The sequence below is a fragment of the Sphaerimonospora thailandensis genome (genome assembly GCF_016863115.1).
Lineage (GTDB): Bacteria > Actinomycetota > Actinomycetes > Streptosporangiales > Streptosporangiaceae > Sphaerimonospora > Sphaerimonospora cavernae.
In genome coordinates, this window is record NZ_BOOG01000013.1 from 35,938 (window position 1) to 58,070 (window position 22,133).

Annotated in this window: 23 protein-coding genes; 12 read left to right on the top strand and 11 right to left on the bottom strand. The window is 68.3% G+C overall.

Features of this window, described 5'->3' with window-relative positions:
* Nucleotides 1-94 precede the first annotated feature (94 nt).
* Entirely contained in the window at nt 95-742 is a 648-nt protein-coding gene (locus tag Mth01_RS07245; RefSeq protein WP_239089449.1) for a DUF1707 SHOCT-like domain-containing protein, read from the top strand.
* Nucleotides 743-746: 4 nt separating this feature from the next.
* Here the strand turns inward: Mth01_RS07245 and glpX are convergent, their stop codons facing one another.
* Nucleotides 747-1,775: a class II fructose-bisphosphatase gene (glpX, locus tag Mth01_RS07250; RefSeq protein WP_204013367.1), complete on the bottom strand. Its 1,029-nt coding sequence runs from the start codon at nt 1,773-1,775 to the stop codon at nt 747-749.
* 234 nt (nt 1,776-2,009) lie between these two features.
* On the opposite strand from glpX, the gene Mth01_RS07255 reads away from it, so the two are divergent.
* Together Mth01_RS07255 and Mth01_RS07260 are read left to right on the top strand one after the other, a co-directional pair.
* The gene (locus Mth01_RS07255) at nt 2,010-2,612 is read left to right on the top strand and encodes a TetR/AcrR family transcriptional regulator (RefSeq protein ID WP_204013710.1); all 603 of its coding nucleotides are present in this window, start codon (nt 2,010-2,012) and stop codon (nt 2,610-2,612) included.
* 96 nt (nt 2,613-2,708) lie between these two features.
* Complete coding sequence (locus Mth01_RS07260) at nt 2,709-3,260, top strand: DUF4245 domain-containing protein (protein WP_204013370.1); 552 nt, start codon at nt 2,709-2,711, stop codon at nt 3,258-3,260.
* 20 nt (nt 3,261-3,280) lie between these two features.
* On the opposite strand, the gene Mth01_RS07265 is transcribed toward Mth01_RS07260, so the two are convergent.
* The gene (locus Mth01_RS07265) at nt 3,281-3,631 is read right to left on the bottom strand and encodes an exodeoxyribonuclease VII small subunit (RefSeq protein WP_407695925.1); all 351 of its coding nucleotides are present in this window, start codon (nt 3,629-3,631) and stop codon (nt 3,281-3,283) included.
* A gap of 132 nt (nt 3,632-3,763) precedes the next feature.
* On the opposite strand from Mth01_RS07265, the gene asnB reads away from it, so the two are divergent.
* Nucleotides 3,764-5,608: an asparagine synthase (glutamine-hydrolyzing) gene (asnB, locus tag Mth01_RS07270; RefSeq protein WP_204013373.1), complete on the top strand. Its 1,845-nt coding sequence runs from the start codon at nt 3,764-3,766 to the stop codon at nt 5,606-5,608.
* A 161-nt stretch (nt 5,609-5,769) separates the two neighbouring features.
* On the opposite strand, the gene xseA is transcribed toward asnB, so the two are convergent.
* Nucleotides 5,770-6,975, bottom strand: coding sequence for an exodeoxyribonuclease VII large subunit (xseA, locus tag Mth01_RS07275; protein WP_204013376.1), 1,206 nt, complete (start codon nt 6,973-6,975; stop codon nt 5,770-5,772).
* A gap of 116 nt (nt 6,976-7,091) precedes the next feature.
* A complete protein-coding gene (locus Mth01_RS07280) occupies nt 7,092-7,886 on the bottom strand; it encodes a hypothetical protein (RefSeq protein ID WP_204013379.1) in 795 nt (264 codons plus the stop codon).
* Nucleotides 7,887-8,101: 215 nt separating this feature from the next.
* Between Mth01_RS07280 and Mth01_RS07285 the strand changes: the two genes are divergently transcribed.
* A complete protein-coding gene (locus Mth01_RS07285) occupies nt 8,102-9,067 on the top strand; it encodes a 4-hydroxy-3-methylbut-2-enyl diphosphate reductase (protein WP_204013382.1) in 966 nt (321 codons plus the stop codon).
* A gap of 33 nt (nt 9,068-9,100) precedes the next feature.
* On the opposite strand, the gene Mth01_RS07290 is transcribed toward Mth01_RS07285, so the two are convergent.
* Together Mth01_RS07290 and Mth01_RS07295 are read right to left on the bottom strand one after the other, a co-directional pair.
* Nucleotides 9,101-9,658: a DUF6542 domain-containing protein gene (locus tag Mth01_RS07290; protein ID WP_204013385.1), complete on the bottom strand. Its 558-nt coding sequence runs from the start codon at nt 9,656-9,658 to the stop codon at nt 9,101-9,103.
* An 11-nt stretch (nt 9,659-9,669) separates the two neighbouring features.
* Nucleotides 9,670-10,986: a DNA recombination protein RmuC gene (locus Mth01_RS07295; protein ID WP_204013388.1), complete on the bottom strand. Its 1,317-nt coding sequence runs from the start codon at nt 10,984-10,986 to the stop codon at nt 9,670-9,672.
* A 129-nt stretch (nt 10,987-11,115) separates the two neighbouring features.
* Here Mth01_RS07295 and ychF point away from each other — a divergent pair, with 129 nt between their 5' ends.
* Nucleotides 11,116-12,204 carry a redox-regulated ATPase YchF gene (gene ychF / locus Mth01_RS07300; RefSeq protein WP_204013391.1) on the top strand — a complete coding sequence of 363 codons (1,089 nt, stop codon included), beginning with the start codon at nt 11,116-11,118 and terminating at the stop codon, nt 12,202-12,204.
* A 44-nt stretch (nt 12,205-12,248) separates the two neighbouring features.
* On the opposite strand, the gene Mth01_RS07305 is transcribed toward ychF, so the two are convergent.
* A complete protein-coding gene (locus tag Mth01_RS07305) occupies nt 12,249-13,028 on the bottom strand; it encodes an IclR family transcriptional regulator (RefSeq protein ID WP_204013393.1) in 780 nt (259 codons plus the stop codon).
* Nucleotides 13,029-13,178: 150 nt separating this feature from the next.
* Between Mth01_RS07305 and Mth01_RS07310 the strand changes: the two genes are divergently transcribed.
* The 3 genes from Mth01_RS07310 to Mth01_RS07320 are packed head-to-tail and all read left to right on the top strand — an operon-like array spanning nt 13,179 to nt 16,197.
* Nucleotides 13,179-14,441: an extracellular solute-binding protein gene (locus Mth01_RS07310; protein WP_204013397.1), complete on the top strand. Its 1,263-nt coding sequence runs from the start codon at nt 13,179-13,181 to the stop codon at nt 14,439-14,441.
* Nucleotides 14,438-15,367 (top strand): carbohydrate ABC transporter permease, encoded by a 930-nt coding sequence (locus Mth01_RS07315; RefSeq protein WP_204013400.1) that lies wholly within the window; start codon nt 14,438-14,440, stop codon nt 15,365-15,367. The genes Mth01_RS07310 and Mth01_RS07315 overlap by 4 nt, the downstream gene beginning before the upstream one ends.
* A complete protein-coding gene (locus Mth01_RS07320; protein ID WP_239089450.1) occupies nt 15,364-16,197 on the top strand; it encodes a carbohydrate ABC transporter permease in 834 nt (277 codons plus the stop codon). The genes Mth01_RS07315 and Mth01_RS07320 overlap by 4 nt, the downstream gene beginning before the upstream one ends.
* Before the next feature lie 277 nt (nt 16,198-16,474).
* On the opposite strand, the gene Mth01_RS07325 is transcribed toward Mth01_RS07320, so the two are convergent.
* On the bottom strand, nt 16,475-17,434 hold the full coding sequence (locus Mth01_RS07325; RefSeq protein WP_204013718.1) for an NAD(P)-dependent alcohol dehydrogenase: 960 nt from the start codon (nt 17,432-17,434) through the stop codon (nt 16,475-16,477).
* Between the two features lie 68 nt (nt 17,435-17,502).
* Between Mth01_RS07325 and Mth01_RS07330 the strand changes: the two genes are divergently transcribed.
* Both Mth01_RS07330 and Mth01_RS07335 read left to right on the top strand, forming a co-directional pair.
* A complete protein-coding gene (locus Mth01_RS07330) occupies nt 17,503-18,183 on the top strand; it encodes a TetR/AcrR family transcriptional regulator (RefSeq protein WP_204013403.1) in 681 nt (226 codons plus the stop codon).
* 244 nt (nt 18,184-18,427) lie between these two features.
* Nucleotides 18,428-18,763 carry a nucleoside/nucleotide kinase family protein gene (locus Mth01_RS07335; RefSeq protein ID WP_204013406.1) on the top strand — a complete coding sequence of 112 codons (336 nt, stop codon included), beginning with the start codon at nt 18,428-18,430 and terminating at the stop codon, nt 18,761-18,763.
* Here Mth01_RS07335 and Mth01_RS07340 read toward each other — a convergent pair.
* From Mth01_RS07340 to Mth01_RS07350, 3 genes are all read right to left on the bottom strand, one after another.
* Nucleotides 18,735-18,968, bottom strand: coding sequence for a hypothetical protein (locus tag Mth01_RS07340; protein WP_204013409.1), 234 nt, complete (start codon nt 18,966-18,968; stop codon nt 18,735-18,737). The genes Mth01_RS07335 and Mth01_RS07340 overlap by 29 nt on opposite strands.
* A 404-nt stretch (nt 18,969-19,372) precedes the next feature.
* Nucleotides 19,373-19,636, bottom strand: a complete 264-nt coding sequence (locus Mth01_RS07345) for a hypothetical protein (RefSeq protein WP_239089451.1) — start codon at nt 19,634-19,636, stop codon at nt 19,373-19,375.
* 93 nt (nt 19,637-19,729) lie between these two features.
* The gene (locus Mth01_RS07350) at nt 19,730-20,923 is read right to left on the bottom strand and encodes a helix-turn-helix domain-containing protein (protein ID WP_204013412.1); all 1,194 of its coding nucleotides are present in this window, start codon (nt 20,921-20,923) and stop codon (nt 19,730-19,732) included.
* Between the two features lie 518 nt (nt 20,924-21,441).
* On the opposite strand from Mth01_RS07350, the gene Mth01_RS07355 reads away from it, so the two are divergent.
* Nucleotides 21,442-22,110, top strand: a complete 669-nt coding sequence (locus Mth01_RS07355) for a hypothetical protein (protein ID WP_204013414.1) — start codon at nt 21,442-21,444, stop codon at nt 22,108-22,110.
* Nucleotides 22,111-22,133: the final 23 nt, after the last annotated feature.

Below are 22,133 nucleotides of genomic sequence, written 5' to 3' on the forward strand. Positions count from 1 at the left end.
CGCGAACATGAGGATGGTTCGGGTTTCGTCAGACTAGAATTCCCGGCTCGCAAGGTCAATGCGTTCTTGGGCCCGTCCCTTTACTCTCGATGGTGTGAGCGAGTTGCAGTCCCAGCCGAGCAGGTGGATCTCCGCGTTCCTGACGCCGCGCGTGCCGCAGGGGCCGGACCCGGGTGAGCTGCGCGCCTCGGACCGGGACCGGGAGCGGGTGATCGCCGTCCTGACCGAGGCGGCCGCCGATGGGCGGCTCTCCCTCGCCGAGCACGAGGAGCGCGTGGACCAGGCCTGGGCCGCCCGGACGCTGGGCGAGCTGGCCGGGCTCACCACCGACCTGCTGCCGCCGGAGAGCCAGCCGTTCCGCATGGACTCCCGCCCCGTGACGGCCATGTTCCGCAGCGAGAGCCGTACGGGCCGGTGGGTCGTGCCCTCCGAGGTGCCGATCACGTCTCTCGGCGGAAAGGTGACCATGGACCTGTGCGAAGCCCTGCTGCGGTCGCGCCGGGTCGTGGTCCAGCTCGCCGTGGTGGCGGGCACGGTCACGCTGATCGTTCCGGAGGGCGTCCAGATCGTGACCGCGCCCTCGGCCCGCGTGGGCTCGTTCAAGAACGAGGTACGGCTGCCGCCGGGCGCGGCCGACTACGCCCCGGACGCGCCCGTCATCGAACTGGCGGGGTTCGTCTTCGCCGGCAAGGTGGTCGCCCGCTCACCGAAGCGTCCCCGAAAGGGCCTCTTTCGGCGCTAGGGCCTCATACGGCCGTGTCGAAGTTGATCGAGCTGTAGGCGCCCAGCTTCCAGAGCTGGTGTTCGCTCTCGATCTTGCGGATCGTTCCGGACCGGCCGCGCATGACCAGGGAGTGGGTGACGGCGGCGCCGGCCTGGAAGCGTACGCCGTGCATGAGCTCGCCGTCGGTGATCCCCGTGGCCGCGAAGAACACGTCGTCGGAGCGCACCAGGTCGTCGGTGGTCAGCACCTGCTTCAGGTCGAGCCCGGCGTCGGCCGCCCGGCGACGCTCGTCGTCGTCACGCGGCCACAGCTTGCCCTGGATGACGCCGCCCATGCACTTCATGGCGCAGGCCGCGATGATGCCTTCGGGGGTGCCGCCGATCCCCAGCATGAGGTCGACACCGGTCCCGTGCCGCGCCGCCATGATCGCACCGGCCACGTCGCCGTCGGTGATGAACCTGATCCTCGCCCCGGTCTCCCTGATCTCCTTCACGATGTTCTCGTGGCGCGGGCGGTCGAGGATCACCACGGTCACGTCGGACGGCTTCGCGCCCTTGGCCTTGGCGACCGCCCTGATGTTGTCCGCTGCCGGCGCCTCGATGTCCACCTGGTCGGCTGCCTGCCGGCCCGTCACGAGCTTCTCCATGTAGAACACGGCGGACGGGTCGTACATCGAGCCGCGCTCGGCCACCGCGATGACGGAGATCGCGTTGTTCATGCCGAGGGCGCACAGCCGGGTTCCGTCGATCGGGTCGACGGCCACGTCGCAGTCGGCGCCGGTGCCGTCGCCGACATCTTCGCCGTTGTACAGCATCGGGGCGTTGTCCTTCTCGCCCTCGCCGATCACCACGGAGCCGTTCATGGAGACCGTGTTGATGAGCTGCCGCATGGCGTTGACGGCGGCGCCGTCCGCCCCGTTCTTGTCGCCGCGGCCCACCCAGCGGGCGGCGGCCATCGCGGCCGCCTCGGTCACCCGGACCAGTTCGAGGGCCAGGTTGCGGTCGGGAGCGTGCTCGCCGGTCGCCAGCGGGGCCGGAACGTGATCAGACATCGATCCCCTTAAAGTCGGATTCACTCTCTCGTTGCCCCTCACGCCGCGCTTTATTCTGTCGCGGACAGCAGGGGCAATTAATGATCGTAGTTCTTTAAGGGTTTTTTGTCCGATTGGTCTGAACCTGTTGTCGCTGGTCGAGGGCCATTTGCCGTCGCACGACTCGGGATCCGGCGGGACCGGGATATCGTCGCCGTCATGAGCGGCGATATCGAGCGGACGGCGGCGAAGCGCATGCCGGTTCATGGCGTGGCGACACCGCGGGCGCCCGACCACGGCGCGGCCACCCGAGGTGCGGCCACCCGCGTCGCGCTCCTCGATGCGGCCAAAGAGGTGTTCATCACCAGCGGGTTCGCCGAGGCCGGGGTGACCGACGTGGTGCGGCGGGCCGAGGCCAGTGTGGGCAGCCTCTATCACCATTTCTCTGGCAAGGCCGATCTCTATCTCACGCTGTTCGAGGAGTTCCAGCAGCGGCAGACGCAGCGGACCAGGGACGCGGTCCAGGCCGCGCGTGCCGCCGGAGAGACCGACCCGATGCCGCAGTTCCTGGCGGGAGCCCGGGCCTACCTGGAGGGCTGTCTCAACGAGCGCGAGCTGGCCGCGCTGTTCCTCCAAGGGGACGCCCCGCCCGGTTTCGAGGTCACGATGCGCGACCGGCTGCGACAGTGGGCCAGGCGGACGGCCGCGCTCTTCGAGCACGAGGACGCCCTGGTCGTGGTCGTCACGGGAGCGCTGGCGGCCGTCGTGCAGGAGGTGACCCTCTCGGAGGATCCAGCGGCGGCCCGGCGGATCGCCGAGGAGGCCCTTGCGCTCATCGGCGGGATCAGGCGCCTTTGACTTCCCCCCGCCTCCCAGGGGCCGGGCGTCCTCCGGAGCCTTCGGCGAACCGCGCTGATACGGCCACCGGTGCAGGAGACCGGTAGTCTCGCTCGCGTGGGACGGTTCACTCAGGGAATCTACGGTTACGTGTTCGCGCTGCTCGTCTGCCTCGCCGGCGCCGGGCTTTTCCTGCTCGTCACGCCGCAGAGCCGGACCGAGCACATCCCCCGGGTGGACTTCTCGATCGACCAGATCAACGCCGCCCGGGCCGCGTCGTATGAGATCGTGTCGCCGCGTGAGGTGCTGCCCAACTGGGTGCCGAACAGCTCGAACCTCACTGACAACGCCGGCGCCGTGACATGGCGGCTGGGCTTCGCCACCGCACGGCGGCAGCACGCGATGCTGGCGCAGAGCGACGAGCAGCCGTCCGGTGAGTTCGCCAACCGGATGGCCAACACCGACAAGGTCACCGGTAGCCGCCAGATCAACGGAGAGACCTGGCAGGAGCGGCTCCGCCAGGACAAGAACCAGCGGTCGCTGGTACGGGTCCTCCCCGATCGCACCGTCGTCGTCACAGGTACCGCCGACTGGGCGGAGCTCACCGCTCTCGCCCAGTCCCTGGTCGCGCAGCCCAGGCCCGAGACCACCCCGTCGGCCACGTCCTGAGAGTCGCCATGCGGGCGATATCAGAAGGGGGCGTCCACCGGGCCGTTCTGCCGGGGGTCCTGTCGCTGGGCCATCGCGGTCGCCAGTTTCGCGCGTGCGCCCTGGAGCCACTCCTCGCAGATGGCGGCCAGCCGTTCGCCGCGTTCCCATAGCTCGATGGACTGCTCGAGCGTCAGCCCGCCGGTCTCCAGGCGGCGTACCACCTCGGTCAGTTCCTCACGCGCCTGCTCGTACGACGGCGTCCGCTCGGGTGACTGCTCCTCCGAAGCCTGCTGAGGGGCCTGCTGAGGGGCCTGTTTCGCCGCGTTCTTGGCGGTGCTCTTCGTCGTGCTCTTCGTCGTGCTCTTCGGCATGTTCGTTTCCTGGGCCACGTCCCCACGATAGAGGCCGCCGCCGACATGTCACTTTCGGTAGTGGAGCCACCACCCTTAAGAATGTCGGCTTTGGGTATGTATATGGTCGTTTATACGGTTCTCGGATCCGGGTGGAACGGGAGTAGTCGTATGTGCGGCATCAGCGGCTGGGTTGACTATGGGCGCGACCTCCGACTGGAGCGGGAGACCGTACAGGCCATGACGGGCACCATGGCGTGCCGAGGTCCCGACGCCGAGGGAACCTGGTTCGCTCCGCACGTCGCGTTCGGTCACCGGCGGCTGGCCGTCATCGACATCGAGGGCGGCAGGCAACCGATGGTCGCCGAGCGGAACGGCGAGATCGCGGCCGTGCTGACCTACAGCGGCGAGGTATACAACTTCCGTGAGCTGCGCGCCGAGCTGACCGGGCTCGGCCACCGCTTCAGGACCCAGAGCGACACCGAGGTCGTCCTGGAGGCCTACCTGGAGTGGGGCGAGGGCTTCGTCGACCGCCTGGGCGGCATGTACGCCTTCGCCATCTGGGACACCCGCCGTGAGGAGCTGCTGCTGATCCGCGACCGGATGGGGATCAAGCCGCTCTACTACTACCCGACGCCGCAGGGGGTGCTGTTCGGCTCCGAGCCCAAGGCCATTCTCGCCAACCCGCTCGCCGATCGGGTCGTCGACGCCGATGGCCTGCGCGAGCTGCTGGCCTTCGTGAAGTCGCCGGAGACCGCGGTCTTCAAGGACATGTACGAGGTGCGCCCCGGCCAGATCGTCAGGGTGGGCCGGGACGGCCTCGGCAAACGCCGTTACTGGCGGCTGGAGGCCCGCGAGCACACCGACGACCTGCCCGCGACCGTCCGCACCATCCGAGAGCTGCTCGACGACATCATCACCCGTCAGCTGATCTCCGACGTACCGCTGTGCACGCTGCTGTCCGGCGGCCTCGACTCCAGCGCGGTGACCGCGCTGGCCGCCCGTGCGCTGAAAGGCCAGGGAGGAGTCCGGTCGTTCTCCGTGGACTTCACCGGCTACGCGGAGAACTTCCAGCCCGACGACATGCGCGACACTCCCGACACTCCGTACGTCCAGGACGTCGTACGGCACGTCGGTTCCGATCATCGCGACATCGTGCTGAACTCGGCCGACCTGATGGACCAGGGCGTGCGTGCCGCCGCACTGCGAGCTCGCGACCTGCCGATGGGCCTCGGCGACCTGGACACGTCGCTCTACCTGCTGTTCAAGGCGATCCGCGGCCAGTCGACGGTGGCGCTGTCGGGGGAGTCCGCCGACGAGGTGTTCGGCGGATATCGGTGGTTCCACGACCCGGCCGCGGTCAACGCCGGCACCTTCCCCTGGCTTGCCATCCCCGGCATCGCCGATCAGTCGACGCGGGGCCGCTTCCTCGACGAGCACCTGCTCCGCAAGATCGACCTGCCCGCTTATCGTGCCGACGGCTACCAGCAGGCCCTCGCCGAGGTGCCGCGGCTGCCGGGCGAGACCGGACTGGAGAAGCGCATGCGGGAGGTCGGCTACCTGCACCTCACCCGGTTCGTGCAGATCCTGCTGGATCGCAAGGACCGGATGAGCATGGCCGTCGGCCTCGAGGTCCGGGTGCCGTTCTGCGACCATCGGCTCGTGCAGTACGTCTTCAACACGCCGTGGGCGATGAAGACCTTCGACGGGCGGGAGAAGAGCCTGCTGCGCGCCGCGGTCGAGGACGTGCTGCCGCGCTCGGTGATCGAGCGCCGCAAGGTCCCCTACCCCTCCACCCAGGATCCGGCCTACGAGCACGCGCTGCGCGTCGAACTGGCCGATCTGGTCGCCGGCGGTGACTTCGCCGCCGCGCCCCTGGTCGACATCGGAAAGATCCGCAACGTGCTCGACCAGCCCGTGGGCGCGGTCAGCTTCCAGGGAGCCCGATCCGCGATCGAGGGCCTCCTCCAGTTCAACGCGTGGCTGGAGAGCTACGACACCCGCCTCGCCCTCTGAATGACCCCGCGGCCCCTCGACCCTTCCCGCGGTGATCTTGCGAATTCTCGCACGCATCCGTTGTGACCTGCGCGGATTCTCTGCAAGATCACGAATGGTGAAATCGCATGTCAGGGCGGTAGCGTGCGAGAAACTGCAAGATCATGCCGGGGGTGTGGGGGTTACGAGGGGGATGTGGTGACGCTGATGCGGTCGTCGGAGAAGCGGATCGTGAGCTCGTCGCCGGGTTTCACGTCGGCGGCCAGCCGTACGACCTCACCCGAGGGCCGCTGCGCGATGGCATAGCCGCGCTCCAGCGTGGCGGCGGGTGACAGCGCGACCAGGCGGGCGCGCAGGTGTTCCAGAGAGTCGGCCGAGCGGTCCAGTGAGGCCGTCAGGCAGCGCCTGGACCGCTCGCGCAGCGCGTCCACCTGCTCGGCGCGCCGGTCGAGCTCCCGCACCGGATCGGCGAGCGATGGCCGTGATCGGACCGACTCGAGCCAGGCGATCTCCCGCTCGAGCCAGCCCCGGACGACGCGGCGACCCCGATCCCTCAGCTGGCGGACCAGCGTCAACTGCTCGCCCACATCCGGGACCACCTTCTTGGCCGCGTCGGTCGGCGTCGAGGCCCGTACGTCGGCCACGAGGTCGAGCAGCGGGGCGTCCTGCTCATGGCCGATGGCGCTGACCACGGGGGTACGGCAGGCCGCGACGGCACGCACCAGCGACTCGTCGGAGAACGGCAGGAGATCCTCCAGGGATCCGCCGCCCCGCGCGATCACGATGACATCCACCTCGTGGTCCGCGTCGAGCCTGTGCAACGCCTCGGTGACCTCTCCCACGGCATAGGACCCCTGCACCGCCACGGTCTCCACCTTGAAGCGGACGGCGGGCCAGCGCCGGCGGGCGTTCTCCAGCACATCGCGCTCGGCGGCCGAGTCGCGTCCGCAGATCAACCCGACGGTGCCCGGCAGGAACGGCAGCCGCCGCTTGCGGTCGACGTTGAACAGGCCCTCGGCGGCCAGCACCTGGCGTAGCCGTTCGAGCCGGGCCAGCAGCTCGCCGATGCCGACCGGCCGGATTTCCAGGGCGGTGAAGGCGAAAGACCCCTTGTTGACCCAGAAATCCGGCTTGACGTGCATGACGACCCGTGCGCCGTCGGCCGGGCGTGGGACGCTCGCCTCGTAGACGGCACGCGTACACGTGATCCTGGCCGAGACGTTGGCCACCGGGTCGCGCAGCGTCAGGAACACCGTGCCGCCGCGCGCGGTCAACTCGGTGATCTGTCCCTCCACCCACACGGTGCCGAGCTTGCCGATCCACTGCGCGACCATCTGCAGGACCGACCGGATCGGCAGCGGCGCTTCCGGTGACGTCTTCGCGCTCACAGGGGCCTCCTCGCATGGTGGTGCGGCGGCGGGTGCGCGTCACGCCCCGCCGGACCGCACTCGCACACTAACCACTTCGACCGACATTCCGGCGGCCAGATGCGAGGAGACGCTGGTCACGCCTCAGCCTGGATCTTGGTGATGCGGTTCTGGAACAGCCGGACCACCTCCGGCCGGTTCAGGTTCGCCTGCTCGTAGTCGAGCAGCGCCTGCACCTGCTCGAGCGACTTGCCGCGCAGCCTCGCGCGCAGCGAGGCGATCGTCAGCTCGCTGTAGTTCGGCATCGGTTCGTCGGACGTCCCGGTCACGGCCTCGGCCGGCTTGGCCGGCTTGGCGGGCTTCGCGGCCTTCTTGGGAGCAGGCTTGGCAGCCGGCTTGGGCTTCGGCTCGGCGGACTCGGCGGCCTCCTTCTTGCGCGGGGCCCGGGCGGGCTTCGCCGGAGCCCCGGGTTCGGTGGTCGCCGGCTTCGGCGCCTCTGCCTCGGCTTCGGGCGCCTTGACTTCGGGCGCCGCTTCGGCCTCGACACCGGCTGGTGCGGACGGCTCCGGCTTCTCGGCCTTCGCAGCCTCCTCGGCCTTCGCGGGCTCCTCGGCCTTCGCGGGCTCCTCGGCCTTCGCGGGCTCCTTGGCCTTCTCGGCCTCGGGCTCCGGCTTGGCGGGGCGGGGCGCGTAGATAACGGGTGCAGGGCGCGCCGACTGGGCTTCCGCCGTCTCGGCGGTGGATCGGGCGGTGGGGGCCGGGGCCTCGGCGGGCTGCTCGGCGTTCGGGCCCTCGCCGCCGGTCAGGCGCCTGACGGTGAGTCGGAGACGGTCGCCGAACTGCAGCGCCCTTCCCGCCCCCTGAAGGGCCGTCTGGAAGACGAGTACAGGCAGGTCCTTGGCCTTACTCGTTATGGCTTTAAGGACGGACATAGCGGCTCCTGGGGAGATTTGCTCTCAGTTGTCCAGTGTCCCAAGACCCGGGGAGTGTTTCAAAAATGCTGCCCCCGGTTGCCCGTAGCGAGTGAGCGAGGCGCCGTCAGGGGCCACGCGCAGCTGGGGGTGATCTTCGAAACGCGACCTGGCCAGGGAGTTTCGGCCACTCCCCAGGGTCAAGAGGCGGCTGGCGTTGCACATAGCATAGGAACATGGACGCACAGACCCCCGCGACTCGCCGTGTCCTCGTCGCCAAACCACGCGGATACTGCGCCGGCGTGGACCGCGCGGTCGAGACTGTCGAGAAGGCGCTGGAGCGGTACGGCGCGCCGATTTACGTGCGCAAGCAGATCGTGCACAACACCCACGTCGTGAAGACGCTGGAGGCGAAGGGAGCGGTCTTCGTCGAGGAGACGGATGCCGTTCCCGAGGGCGCGATCGTGGTCTTCTCGGCGCACGGCGTGGCGCCGAGCGTCCACGAGGAGGCGGCGGCCCGGCGGCTCAAGACGATCGACGCGACCTGCCCGCTGGTCACCAAGGTGCACAACGAGGCCAAGAGGTTCGCGGCGAAGGACTACGACATTCTGCTCATCGGCCACGACGGGCACGAGGAGGTCGAGGGCACCGCCGGCGAGGCGCCGGACCACATCCGGCTCGTCGACGGTCTCGACGGGGTGAACGGGGTCACCGTACGCGATCCGGAGAAGGTCGTCTGGCTCTCCCAGACGACGCTGTCGGTCGACGAGACCGACGAGACCGTCGCCCGGCTGCGTGAGCGTTTCCCGAACCTGATCGATCCACCGAGCGACGACATCTGCTACGCGACGTCCAACCGTCAGGCGGCCGTGAAGCAGATCGCGGCGGAGTCGGAGCTGGTCGTCGTGGTCGGCTCGTCGAACTCGTCGAACTCGAAGCGCCTGGTCGAGGTGGCGAAGGACTACGGCGCCGATGCCGCCTACCTGGTGGACGACGCGTCCTTCGTACGCGACGAGTGGCTGGAGGGTGTCACCACGGTCGGTGTCACGAGTGGCGCCTCGGTCCCCGAGGAACTGGTCGAAGGGGTGCTGGCCAAGTTGTCAGAGCTCGGCTTCGCCGACGTCCACGAGGTGGAGGCCGTGAAGGAGAGCATGCGCTTCGCCCTTCCTCACGAGCTGCGCCGGGACCTGCGCGCCAGATAGCCGCCGCCGTTCACGGCATGCCGCCGGTCGTGTTCACTCGTCGGCGGCCCTGCCGTACAGACGGGGTTCGAAGTAGCCCTCCGGCTCGGGGTCGAACACCGGGGTGCGGCCGCGGCGCGTACGGGACCGCGCCCGGCCGGTGCCTCGCCCGCGGGCAGCCCCCGGGGCGTCCGGGGCGTCCGGCGTAGCCGCCCGGGCGGGCTCGGGGCCGCCGCCGCGCAGTTCGCGTACGTTGGCCGGCAGCCCGCGCCGCCACGCGATCAGCAGGGTCAGCGCGGTCCCGGCGAACAGCCACGGCGCACCCGACGAGAGCGCGGTGAACAATCCCACGCCGAGCGTCTGCGGTACGGACCCCGAGGCGAGCGAATGCACGCCCTCGACGAGCAGCGCCGCGACGAAGAAGACCAGTGGGGGAGTGACCACGAGCGGCAGGAGATCTCGCGGCCGCACCAGCAGAGCCGCGGCGAGGCACCCGGCGACGAAGCCGACGCCGCTCGGCAGCATGGCCTGACCCAGCAGTGTGATCACGAAGAGCAGGGCGATCGCTCCCCGGGCGGTCAACCTGAGCCCTGCTCGATCGGCGCCGACCATTCGGAGCCCCCTTACGACAAGTCCCGCGCCAATTTACCGTTCTGGCGAGGAAAACGAGGGGGGCTTACTTCCTCTTCACCTTCAAGCTCAGGCATCGACACCAACCGGGGGACGGCTTCGACGGGACTCGGCGATTCGAGGGGGGAGTCCACGAGATCGAGGTCGTTCAGCTTGCGCGCGCTGACCAGCACCCGGCTCTCCAACGACCCCACGGTCCGGTTGTACGTCGCGACGGCTCTCGTCAGCGCCTTGCCGAGGTCCTCCACGTGCCGGCCCAGGCTGCCCAGCCGTTCGTAGAGTTCTTTGCCGGCTTCGAATACGGCCTTGGCGTTCTCGCTGATCGCGGCCTGCCGCCAGGCGTACTGCGCGGTGCGCAGCATGGTGATCAGTGTGGTCGGGGTGGCGATGTGGACGCGCCGCTTCATCGCGTGCTCCAGGAGCCCGGGGTCGCGCTCCAGCGCCGGCGCGAGGAACGCCTCGCCGGGGATGAACAGCACGACGAACTCGGGCGCCGGGCTGAACGCCTGCCAGTAGGACTTGGCGGCCAACTGGTCGACGTGTTCCCGCAGGTGGCGGGCGTGCGCGTCCAGCCGCTTGGCGGCGAAGCCGGGGTCGTCGGTCTCGGCGGCCTCCAGATAGGCGGCCAGCGACACCTTGGAGTCGACGACGATGTGCTTGCCGCCGCTGAGCCGTACGACCATGTCGGGGCGGATCGTCCCCTCACCCGTCGTCGCGGTCACCTGTTCGTCGAAATCGCAGTACCGGGCCATGCCCGCGATCTCCGCGACCCGGCGAAGCTGGAGCTCACCCCATCGGCCGCGTGCCTCCGGCCGCTGCAGGGCCCGCACCAGCGCGGCCGTCTGCTTCCTGAGCTCGTCGGAGCTGCGCCGTACGAACTCCATCTGCTGGTTCAGCTCGGCGCGGGCGGCCCGGGCGCCGGACTCGCTCTCCCGGAGTTGCCGCTCGACCTTGGCGAGTGTCTCGCGGAGCGGGCCGACCAGGTTCTCCACCGCCTGCCTGCGCTGGTCGAGATCGCCCGCGGCCTCGGCTCTCGTGGTGTTCAGCCGGTTCTCGGCGAGTTCCAGGAAGCGCAGGTTGTTGACGTCGAGCACGCGGGCGGAGATGGCCTGGAACCGCTCGGACAGCTGGTTCTCCACGTACGCGACCTTGTCCTCGGCGGCCCCCGCGCGCGCCCGCGCCTCGGCGAGCTCGACCGTGGCCTCGGCCGCCTGCTGAGCGCTCCTGGTCCGTGCGAGGACTGTGCCGATCATGATGCCGATCACAAGCCCGGCGGCCGCGCCGATGGCGAGCCCCAGCAAGAGAGCCATAACGTCCACGGTTTGGCATGCTTTCAGCCAAGGCTGCCCCTGCGGGGGAGGCGCGCCCGGGTTCTCCTCAGGTCTCAGCGGCTCGGCTGATGTCCGGCTTACCCGCCCCGGCCCGTAAACTCGGCCTACGTGAGCCTGAGCATCGGAATCGTCGGCCTGCCCAACGTCGGCAAGTCCACGCTTTTCAACGCCTTGACCAAGAGCGGCAACGCCCTCGCGGCGAACTATCCGTTCGCCACGATCGAGCCCAACGTGGGGATCGTCGGCGTTCCCGACACGCGGCTGGAGAAGCTCGCGGAGATCTTCGGCTCCGCGCGGGTCCTCCCGGCGAAGGTGGAGTTCGTCGACATCGCCGGGCTGGTCAGGGGCGCCTCGGAAGGGCAGGGGCGGGGCAACAAGTTCCTCGCCAACATCCGCGAGACCGATGCCGTCTGCCAGGTCATCCGGGTCTTCTCCGATCCCGACGTCACCCACGTCGACGGCGGCGTCGGGCCCGAGCGGGACATTGAGACGATCAACACCGAGCTGATCCTCGCCGACCTGCAGACGATCGAGAAGGCGGTGCCGCGCCTCCAGAAGGAGGCCAAGAGCAACAAGGACCGCAAGGCCTTCCTGGAGGTCGTCGAGGCTGCGGCGAAGCTGCTCGACACCGGTACGACGCTGTACGCGGGGGCCAAGGACGCCGGGATCGACCTCGCGGACCTGCGCGAGCTGCACCTGCTCACGGCCAAGCCGTTCCTGTACGTCTTCAACCTCGACGCCGACGAGCTGACCGATGCCGACCTGCGGGCCAAGCTGTCGCAGGTCGTCGCCCCGGCCGAGGCGGTGTTCCTCGACGCGAAGATCGAGTCCGAGCTGGTCGAGCTGCCGGATGACGAGGCGCTGGAGCTGCTGCAGTCGGTCGGCCAGGAGGAGTCGGGCCTGGCGCAACTCGCCAGGGTCGGGTTCGAGACGCTCGGCTTGCAGACGTACCTGACGGCCGGGCCCAAGGAGGCCCGGGCCTGGACGATCCGCAGGGGCGCCACCGCCCCGGAGGCGGCCGGCGTCATCCACACCGACTTCCAGCGCGGGTTCATCAAGGCCGAGGTCATCTCGTTCGAGGAGCTCGTGGAGGCCGGCTCCATGGCGGCGGCGCGGTCCACCGGCAAGGCGCGGATCGAGGGCAAGGACTACGTCATGCGCGACGGCGACGTCGTCGAGTTCCGCTTCAACGTCTGAATCGGCGCGGAAAACGGGTCCAGCCGGCCCGGGTGTGGGGACGGTCAGCGGGTGGAGCCGAGTTTTCTGGAGATCCGCCGGGCGGTGTCCGCCACCAGCGGACCCAGGGTGCGCACCCGGGCGGCGGTGATGCGCGAGGTGAGCCCGGAGACCGAGATGGCGGCTGTCACGGTCTCCAGGTGGTTGAAGATCGGCGCGCTGACACAGCGCACCTCGGGCTCGTTCTCGCGGTCGTCGACGGCGTAGCCGCGCTGTCTGATCTGGCCCAGTTCGGTGCGCAGCGCGCCGGCGTCGGTGATCGTGAACCGGGTGACGCTCGGCAGACCGGCTGCCACGACCTCCTCGACGACCTCTTCGGCCTGCCAGGCCAGGATCGCCTTCCCCACGGCCGTGCAGTGGATGGATGCGCGGCTGCCGATCCGGGAGGCCATCCTGACGTTTGTGGCGTTCTCCACCTTGTCGATGTAAACGACGTGCGGTGGGTCGTACAGCACCAGGTGGACGGTCTCCTTGGCCTGTGACATCAGCCGGTGTGACTCCTCGGCGGCGACGGTCCGCAGGTCGAGTCGGGTGAGGTACGCCTGGCCGAGGCGCAGGGCGCCGAGACCCAGCCGGTAGGCGCCGCTCTTCCTGTCTCTGGCCAGCAGGTTCGCCTCGACGAGCGGCACGGTGAGACGTAACACGGTGCTCTTGGGCATGCCGAGCGCCTCGGCAAGCCGGGTGAGGGAGAGGTCCTGGCCGGAATGATCGCGCACATGCTCCAGTACGGCGAGCGCACGCCGCAGGGACACCGACTGGTTGCGCGCCGCGGGGGGTTCGTGCATGGCTTCCTTTCGCGCCCTGTCAAATTACGGTAGAGATGGCCGTTATATTGTCCTTGCGGTTACATCATGCTGCATTGCACAACAAGTCACCCTTGTCATTCCGAAGATCGCGGTGGTCCTCCTAAGGTTTGCCCCAATTAGGAGGTGCTAGTGAAGATCTTTAACTGGGTGACCGCCGGCCTGGCCGTACTGACGCTGGCGGCGTGTGCGCCGTCCACCGCTCCGCAGGCCGAGGGAGGTGACGAGAAATCCGGCACGCTCCAGGTGTGGCTTTTCGACGAGCCGAATCGGGCTCCGAAGGAGAAGGTCATCCAGGAGGCGATCAAGGAGTTCGAGACCGCCAACTCGGGTGTCGAGGTCGAGGTGACCTATATCCCGACGACCCCGGCCAGGCACGAGAAGTTCAAGGGCGCCTTCAACGACCCGGCCAGCGCGCCCGACGTGGCGGAGTACGGCAACACCGACCTCGCGGAGTACGCCGCCGCGGGGGGCTTCGCCGACCTGAGCGCCGACGTGTCGGCGTGGTCCGAGGGCTCCGACATCAGTCCTGACCTGCTCCAGTCGGCGACCGTGGACGGCAAGTTGTACGGCGTGCCGTGGTTCATCGGCGTCCGCGCCCTCTACTACCGCACCGACGTCTTCAAGGAACTGGGCCTCGCACCGCCCACCTCGATCAAGGAACTCGCCGCCGCGGCCCGCAAGGTCAGAGCTGAGAAGCCCGACATGTACGGCATGGCGGTCGGCGGGGAGTACACCTTCGGAGCGCTGCCGTTCGTCTGGGACGCCGGCGGTGACATCGAGAGACTCGACTCCGCCGAGTCACGCGAGGGCGTGCGCGCCTACACCGACCTCTTCACCGACGACAACTGCCCGCCGCAGACCTGCGCCTCGCTGACCGGTGGCAAGACCGTCGAACTGTTCGCCAGCGGCAAGGCCGCGATGGGCCTGCTCGGCAACTTCAACCGGTCGGCGGTGGACGCGGGCCCCGCCGCCGGGAAGTACGCCGTCATCCCGCTGCCCGGAGCGAAGGCCGGCTCGGTCGCACCCGCCTTCGCCGGTGGCAACAACCTGGGTGTGATGAAGAGCAGCAAACACCGTTCGCTCGCCGTCGAGTTCCTCCAGCTTCTCGCGGGCAGGACATACCAGACCAAGATGTACGGGGCCATGGGCAACCTGCCGACGCTCACCTCGGCCCGTGACCAGATCGCCGCCTCGGACGAGTTCCTGCTGCCGTTCCTCGCCACGGTCTCGGCCGGCACCAAGTTCGTGCCGATCGACCCCGCGTGGGTGAAGATCGACAACCAGAAGGTCATCCCCACGATGCTGCAGAAGATCGTGACCAAGCAGGCGACTCTCGAAGAGGCCACGAGCGAGGCGGCTACGGCGGTGAATGCCGCGTTCGGGCGGCCATGACCCAGGTCGTCGTTCCCGCCGGAGTTCGTCACCCACGGCCGCGCTCAGGTAGGGCCAGGAGGTTCGCGCCCTGGCTCTACCTGCTGCCCGCCGCGGCCGTGCTGCTGCCGATCTTCGGCTACCCGATCTACATGCTGGGCCTGCTGTCCGTCTTCGACTACCGGCAGGCCCAGGTCAGCGGCGGCGAACCGACCAGCTTCATCGGCCTCGCCAACTACCGCACGCTGCTGGAAGACGACAAGTTCTGGTCCATCCTCGCCCAGACGGTGTTCTTCGCGGCCGCCCTGGTGATCGCCACCCTGGCCGTCGGTGCGACGCTCGCCGTAGTGCTCACCCGAGCCGGCCGCTGGCCCAGACTGCTGCTGTCATTCGCCGCCATGGCCGCCTGGGCCGCGCCCGCGATGACCGGCTCCACCGTCTGGATGTTCCTGTTCGATGCCGACCTCGGCCTGGTGAACCAGGTGCTCGGAATCGATGGTTTCAACTGGTTCTACGACAAATGGGTGACCTTCGGCGTCGTCGGCGCCACCGTTGTCTGGCACTCGTTCCCGTTCGTGATGGTCGTGCTCTACGCCGGCATCCAGGCCATCCCGCCCTCCGTGCGTGAGGCCGCCTCCCTCGACGGCGCCTCGGAATGGCAGTCGTTCTGGCAGATCATCGTCCCCATGCTCCGGCCATTGATCACCATCGTGGTCATCCAGTCGGTCATCTGGGACTTCAAGATCTTCACCCAGATCTACGTGATGACCAACGGCGGCGGCATCGCCGGCCAGAACTCCGTGCTCAACGTCTACGCCTACCAGACCGCGTTCGGCTCCTCGGAGTACGGCCTCGGCTCGGCCATCGGCGTCGTCATGACCCTCATCCTGCTGGTGATCACCCTGTTCTACATTCGAGCGCTGTACCGTACGGGAGAGCGGCTGTGAGGCGGCCGGTCGCGAACGTCATCGCGGTCGCCGCCGCCTTCGCGACCTTCTTCCCCATCTACTGGATGGTGCTGTCGGCACTCAAACCCGCGGGCGAGATCCAGTCGCTCGACGCGCGGCCGTGGACCCTGTCACCCACCTTCGACCACTTCCAGCGGGTGCTCTCCGGCGAGAACTTCAGCCGTTACTTCGTCAACAGTCTGATCGTCGCGCTGTCGGTGGTCGTCCTGTCGGCCCTGGTGGCGTTCCTCGCCGCCGTCGCCGTCACCCGCTTCTCCTTCAGGTTCCGCACAACGGTCCTGCTGATGTTCCTCGTCGCTCAGATGGTTCCCGTCGAAGCCCTGACCATCCCGCTGTTCTTCCTGGTCCGCGATATCGGTACGGCCGTGCCGGGCGTGGGGCTCAACACCCTCGGCGCCCTCATCCTCGTGCACCTGGCCTTCTCCCTGCCGTTCGCGATCTGGATGATGCGCGGCTTCGTCGCCGCCGTACCCGAGGCACTGGAGGAGGCGGCCATGATCGACGGTGCCGGCCGGGGGACCATCCTGTGGCGGGTGCTGTTCCCGCTCGTGGCCCCCGGACTCGTCGCCACCAGCGTGTTCTCCTTCATCGCCGCCTGGAACGACTTCATCTTCGCCCGCACCTTCATCATTTCCGCCAAGGACAACCAGACGCTCCCCGCCGCCCTCCTCGTCTTCTTCAAACCCGACGAGAACGACTGGGGCGGCATCATGGCGGCCTCCACGCTGATGACGATCCCGGTTCTCGTCTTCTTCATCGCCGTGCAGCGCAAGCTCGTCTCCGGCCTCGCAGGCGCCGTCAAGGACTGACCCGGCACGCGCCGCCGCGGAGTGGTCCGTCGCCGTAGAGCGCCGCCAGGTCGACGAGGAGTACGTCGGGGCGGTCGCAGGTATTCGGTCTCGGTGCGCGAGTAGGTGGCGCGATCGGGGGAGAGCATGACACGGATGACCCAGGGGGCGAAGGCTTCGGGGGTCTGGGGTGGATCGGTGTCGGTGAGGCGGGCATATCCCGGGGCGGACGCCGAGGACCGCGTGGACGAGGAAGGCGGGGACCATGCCTAATTAGGTGTACTGCGACTGTACCTAATTAGGTTTGACCGATCCGGATGACGTGTTTTCCGCGGACGCCGCCCGCCTCCAGCGCGCGATGCGCCGCGGCGATATCAGCGAGCGGATGCACCGCGTCCACGACCGGCCGCAGCGCCCCGCGCTCCACGTATTCGGTCAGGTCCGCGAAGAGCCGATGGGTGGGGCGGCCGCTGAAGAACCGTACGCGTCGCGATCCGAACGCGGTGGACGCGAGGATGTACGAGACCGATGAGACCACGTGGTCGATGTCGAAGGCGATGGACACCATGCGACCTCCGGGTGCCAGGAGCCGTCGGTAGGCGCTGAGCTCGGTGCCGACAGTGTCGAGAACCACATCGAACGGGCCGAGGCCGGCCGCACCGGTGGTCGTGTAGTCGAAGGCCTCGTCGGCGCCGAGTTCCCGTACGAGGTCGAGGTTCGCGGCCCGGGCGAGTGCGGTGACATGCGCGCCGTATGCCCGGCCGAGCTGGACGGCGATATTGCCGACTCCGCCGCTCGCACCGCGTACGAGCAGCCGCTCACCCGGCTTGAGCCGGGCCTTGTCCCGCAGCGCGGTGATCGCTGTCGTGCCCACGGGCAGGGCCGCGGCCTCGACCAGGTCGAGCCCGGCCGGAGCGAGGGCGAACTGCCGGGGACGTACGGCCACGAACTCGGCGGCGCTGCCGAAAGTCCGTGACATCACTCCCCATACCCGGTCGCCAAGTGCGAGGCCGGGCATGGCAGAGCCCAGGGCGGCGACCTCGCCGGTGAAGTCGAGCCCGATGCGCTTCGGGAAACCCCGTCCCGTCAGCCCCGTCACGAGCCGCACCCGCCCCGCCCGGCCGAGGAGTTCTCCTCCGTTCACGCTGGTGGCATGGACGCGCACCAGCACCTCGCCCGGTCCGGCGACCGGCTTCGGCGCCGTTCCCTCGTACAGAACCTCCGGCGGGCCGTACCTGTCGTACAGCGCCGCGCGCATCTCACTCATGTCTCGCAGGCTAATCACATAAGCGGAGAGGTGCTTCCACTTAGGCTAATGTGAGAAATATGCCAGCGAATTCCTCTCGGTTGTCGCATGCCGCCGCGCCCGCCGGACCGACGGGGCTGCGCGCGGATGCGCGGCACAACCGCGAGCGCATCCTCCAAGCCGCCCGCGAGGCGTTCGCCGAGCTCGGGATCGACGTGCCGATGGCCGCGATAGCCCGCCGGGCCGGGGTCGGCGTGGCCACGCTCTACCGGCGCTTTCCCACCCGGGAGTCGCTGGTCACGGAAGTGTTCGCCGATCAGTTCGCCGCATGCGCGAAGACCTTCGATGACGCTCTCGCCGACCCCGACGCATGGCGGGGCTTCCGTACGATGATCGAGAAGGTATGTGCCATGCAGGTCGTAGATCGGGGATTCACCGCGGCGTTTCTGACGGCCTTCCCGGACGCGATCGACTACGAACGGGAGCGCACGCGCGCCGAGCGCGGGCTGACCGAGTTGACGCGGCGGGCCAAGGCGGCCGGGAGGCTGCGCGCCGACTTCGAAGTGGCGGACCTCACGCTCGTTCTCATGGCCAACCGCGGCATCGCGTCCGGTCCCACGGAAACCGCGCTGGCCGCCTCCCGCCGGCTCGTCGCCTACCTGCTCCAGGCCTTCCAGGTCGATCACGCCGACCCGGCCGATCCTCTGCCACCGCCGGCCCCGCTCGGCCTGGACCACCTGCGCAACGCGCAGGTCCGCTGAAGTGGATTGCAAAGATCTCCTGCCATGGAAGCCGAAGATCACAGCGCATAGGCTTCATTCATGACCTCGCGCCGGACGGACGTGCGTATGCCGGTCTCTACTTGGCAGCAGCTCTGTTCTGCTCCTGCGTCACCAGAGCGGGTGGCACTGGTCAAGCAGGTCGCGGAGCGTATTCTGGCAATCGGCGACGGGCGGCTGCGGCCCGTACGGCTCGGGGCAGGCGGTGTTGTGCGCAATCGACCCCTTGACGCAGGTGGACCACTCATCGGTGGTGACGCCCGCCGCGCCGGACGCCGTCCTGATCGTCGACGGCGTCTTCGCGTTCCGTCCCGAGATCGACGAGCACTGGGACTTCCGCATCTGGCTGGACGTGTCTCCCGAGACGTCGATTCGCCGCGGGGCCGACCGCGACCAGGACTGGGCCGGCTCCCAGGCCGAGGCCGTCCACCGCGACCGCTACCTGCCGGCTGAACGCCTCTACATCGCCGAGGTCGACCCGCTGCGGCTGGTGGATCTAGTAATCGACAACACGCTGTTCGACAAACCCCAAATCACGCAGGCTCCGCACCATCGCGGGTGACGCCGAAGTGACGGTACATATCGTCAGGATCGGTAAAGGAGAGCGCGGGGAACTCACCACGCTCGGCCTTGGCGATCATCCCTTTGAACTGCGCGATCTCTTCCTGCTCGCGCTGGTGTGGCGCCTCCCGCGCTGTGGCTGCCGAGTCACCGGCCTCGAACTCGGTGACCCGGCTTCGCGATGACCTCGTCGAATCGGTGCTCATGCCCCTCATCATGGCGGGCGGAGGCCCCGAGGCGCGCACCTTCAGACCTCGGGGCCGGTTGGAGCCCGCCTGCCGCCACGGGGGAAGCGCGGCAGGCGGGCTGTTTGGACGGGCGGCCCCCTGAAGCCCCTCAGGCGGGTGGGGAGGCCGCTCAGCCTCGCCGATCGCGGCCAACAAGCGACCGGCAGGGCGGTTTAGCGGGCAAGACCGAGAAGGAGGTCTAGCCACATCTGCTGTGCGCGGCAGGCGATCAAGCGCTCGGTTTCGTGTACCTCAGGCTCGTCCCGAGTGCGGTCGGTGCGGCGAATGAACATCAGCCCACCTGTCCATGCAGGCCAAGGCAGGCTGGGAAGATCTCACTCGCGCCCATGGTGCGTGGTTTCGTTGCCATCCGAGCCAGCCGATCACAGTGCCTGCGCGAGCCGCTGCTGCTCGTCGAGCAGCTCAGTCAGCTCAACAGACGTGTCGGCGTCCAGCGTGCGGCGCATGCCCCGCCGGAACTGCTCGTTCGTCAGGTCGTGCGTGCGGGTGGCGTACCAGCCGCACAGCTCCCGCTTCTCGCTCTGCCCGCGCCAGACCTTCCAGCCCGGGTAGCGCTCGCGTATCCGATGCAGCTCATCCTCGTCAGGATCTCCAAAGTAGTGGAGGCTGCTGGCGTCTCTTTTCATACAGCGACCGTATGGTCACTAAAAGTCATGCCACAGGGATGCCCTGTCCGATCTCGTCGGCGCAGGGCGGCGGAGCCGTACAAGATGTACGGGTCAGGACAGGTGGCCGATCGTCTGCACGAGGTCCCGCAACGGCGTGGTCAACCTTGCCTTCCGCGCCACCAGGTCGGACACCAGCGAGCGGGCGAATCCCTGGTGGCGGAACCACTCCGGGGACAGATCGCGGGCTCGGGAGGTCGCCTCGATCGCCTCATCGGTACGGCGTTGCTCCAGGAGGGACCGGCCGACGTTGAGGAGGTGACGTCCGTACTGCACGGGGAACAGGTCGGCGCGCTGGATCCGGGCGGAAGCCTTGAGGGCGGTATCGGGTCGGCGGAGCGCGGTCATGATGTGTGCGGTCTGCACAGCGACATGGGACGGTCCGAAGCTGACCCAGTAATCATGCCGGTCTGCGTCGGCGCGGGTGGCCCCGGCGGTGGCGACACGCAGATATTCCTCAGCCCGCGCTCGGTCGCCACGGGCACCGCTGGCAACGGCGGCGTGCAGGATCAGCCCGCCCCAGGCGGTGAGTTGCTGTGGCTTGGTCCGCGACAGGGACGGCTCGATGCCGTCGGCGGTGTCGGCGGCGAGCTTTTCTGCCGCCTCTAGCCGGCCCTGATGCAACATCACCCAGGAGTAGGTGCCGTACAGGGTGGCCAACCGCCAGGGGTCGTCTCCGTTGCGGCCCGCGTGAATCGCTCGCTCGGCGGCGATTGCCGCCGCATCGTCCCGGCCGGTGTGCACGAGCAGGCAGGCGGCGAGCTGCCAGGCGTGCGCGAGCGGCGTGGCTGCGGTGGCCGGGTCGGACGACTCCAGCAGGCGACACTCGCCGATGAGATTCGGCAGGTCGGCTGCCAAGACGCCGAACTCACCTGCGAAGTAGGCGCCGTACGCTTTCTCCACCAGCCGCCACAGGTCGGCAGGTGTGGCGGGCTCGCCATCGTGGTCAGGGTGCAGGCCAGGTAGCAAGCCGGGGTTGATGACGGTGTCTCGTACGGTGAGCACCGCCGCACCGGGCACCGGCTCCAGATGCGGTGACTTCCCAGCCAGCGCGCCGGGATCGACGTCGAGAGCGCGAGCCAGCTTGATCATGGATGCCCATGACATCGACTCTCGGACATCGCGTTCCAGCATCGACACCAGGTCGACGCTCACGCCCGCGCGCCCGGCGAGCTCCTGCTGGCTGTATCCGCGTTCCATACGCAACGCCCGCAGGCGCTGACCGAGGGTGGTGTCGCCATCGCGCAAATCCCTGTCCTTCCTGCCGTCTCGCGCTTTCAGGGTAGGCGCGGGACTTGGCGCGTGCGAGGAATAGCGACCTTTATCTGTCCCCGGCGATGTACTCAGCCGCGTGGAACTGGCTCATAGGCAGGCTTGCCCCGGGCCCCATGCGCTGGCAGAGGCGATACCCGGGGCCGACGCGGCCACGATAGCCGGACTCTGAACTGACGCATGTCATAACCCAGAGACCCAAGGTTGTGTAGGTATGCCCGACTATGAGTCGTTTTGTCGTTTTGGCGGCTTTCGCCAAATCTCGCGACACCTTGTTAAGAGGGCTTAACGCATTCGCGGCATACCGCACGCTTGTCTGCTATTGTTCTGGTAGATCTTTGCAGGGACACCATGAACCCCGAGAAGCCGGGGGCGGTGTGCGGGAGTGACCGGCCCGGAAAAGAGCTTGCCCCGGGTCGCATGCATTGGCAGAGGCGATACCCGGGGCCGACGTGAGCTATCTTAGCTCACGCTCCTCCGACATGGGAGGTGCAATGAACCAGGACGAGGCGAAGCTCATCTGTGAGATCCTCTCCCAGGAGAGGTTTGCTCCTTACCTGAGCGCCTGCGGAGGAGATCCGTCCACCGCACTGCGACTCTACGCCTGGAACACGGAGATCTCCGGAGCTCTTCTCGGGCCGTTTCAAGGGTTCGAGGTTGTCCTCCGTAACGCGTTGGATCGTGAGCTAAGGTCGCACTTCGGTCGTGTGGACTGGTGGAACTCAGCCTCCATCCGCCTCACGCCTCATGCGGTCGACAAGATCCAAGAGGCGGCTAGGCCCTCTAGGCGCCGTCCTGCGCCTACGCCTGGGGACGTCGTGTCAAGCCTTTCCCTAGGCTTCTGGGAGTCACTCCTCGCCGCTAGCAACAACTACGAGACTCATCTCTGGCGGCCAGCACTTCGCCGAGCGTTTCCGGGCTACTCAGGTCTGCGTGGTCCGCTCCACGACGACGTCTACAACCTGCGCGCGCTGAGGAATCGGATTGCCCATTGCGAGCCGATCCACGCGCGCCACCTCGCCGCTGACTACCAAACCCTCTTGCGTGTCCTCGGATACGTCTCGCCAGAGGCGGCCCGCTGCATCGACAGGTTCAGCCGGATGAAAGAGGTGCTCGATCGGAAGAGCGGCGTGTTGGACGGCACGCTGCCGCCTCGGATCTGAGGGACGGCGGTGGGCGTAGAGAT

Coding starts and splice junctions, on each gene's coding strand:
- Mth01_RS07325 (WP_204013718.1), bottom strand. CDS start 17,434: ATGCGCGCGGCGCTGTACGACAGGTACGGCCCGCCGGAGGTTCTGTAC.
- Mth01_RS07315 (WP_204013400.1), top strand. CDS start 14,438: ATGACCCAGGTCGTCGTTCCCGCCGGAGTTCGTCACCCACGGCCGCGC.
- Mth01_RS07295 (WP_204013388.1), bottom strand. CDS start 10,986: ATGGCTCTCTTGCTGGGGCTCGCCATCGGCGCGGCCGCCGGGCTTGTG.
- asnB (WP_204013373.1), top strand. CDS start 3,764: ATGTGCGGCATCAGCGGCTGGGTTGACTATGGGCGCGACCTCCGACTG.
- Mth01_RS07255 (WP_204013710.1), top strand. CDS start 2,010: ATGCCGGTTCATGGCGTGGCGACACCGCGGGCGCCCGACCACGGCGCG.
- Mth01_RS07355 (WP_204013414.1), top strand. CDS start 21,442: ATGAACCAGGACGAGGCGAAGCTCATCTGTGAGATCCTCTCCCAGGAG.
- Mth01_RS07280 (WP_204013379.1), bottom strand. CDS start 7,886: ATGTCCGTCCTTAAAGCCATAACGAGTAAGGCCAAGGACCTGCCTGTA.
- Mth01_RS07340 (WP_204013409.1), bottom strand. CDS start 18,968: ATGAGCACCGATTCGACGAGGTCATCGCGAAGCCGGGTCACCGAGTTC.
- Mth01_RS07345 (WP_239089451.1), bottom strand. CDS start 19,636: ATGAAAAGAGACGCCAGCAGCCTCCACTACTTTGGAGATCCTGACGAG.
- Mth01_RS07285 (WP_204013382.1), top strand. CDS start 8,102: ATGGACGCACAGACCCCCGCGACTCGCCGTGTCCTCGTCGCCAAACCA.
- Mth01_RS07330 (WP_204013403.1), top strand. CDS start 17,503: ATGCCAGCGAATTCCTCTCGGTTGTCGCATGCCGCCGCGCCCGCCGGA.
- Mth01_RS07290 (WP_204013385.1), bottom strand. CDS start 9,658: ATGGTCGGCGCCGATCGAGCAGGGCTCAGGTTGACCGCCCGGGGAGCG.
- Mth01_RS07305 (WP_204013393.1), bottom strand. CDS start 13,028: ATGCACGAACCCCCCGCGGCGCGCAACCAGTCGGTGTCCCTGCGGCGT.
- glpX (WP_204013367.1), bottom strand. CDS start 1,775: ATGTCTGATCACGTTCCGGCCCCGCTGGCGACCGGCGAGCACGCTCCC.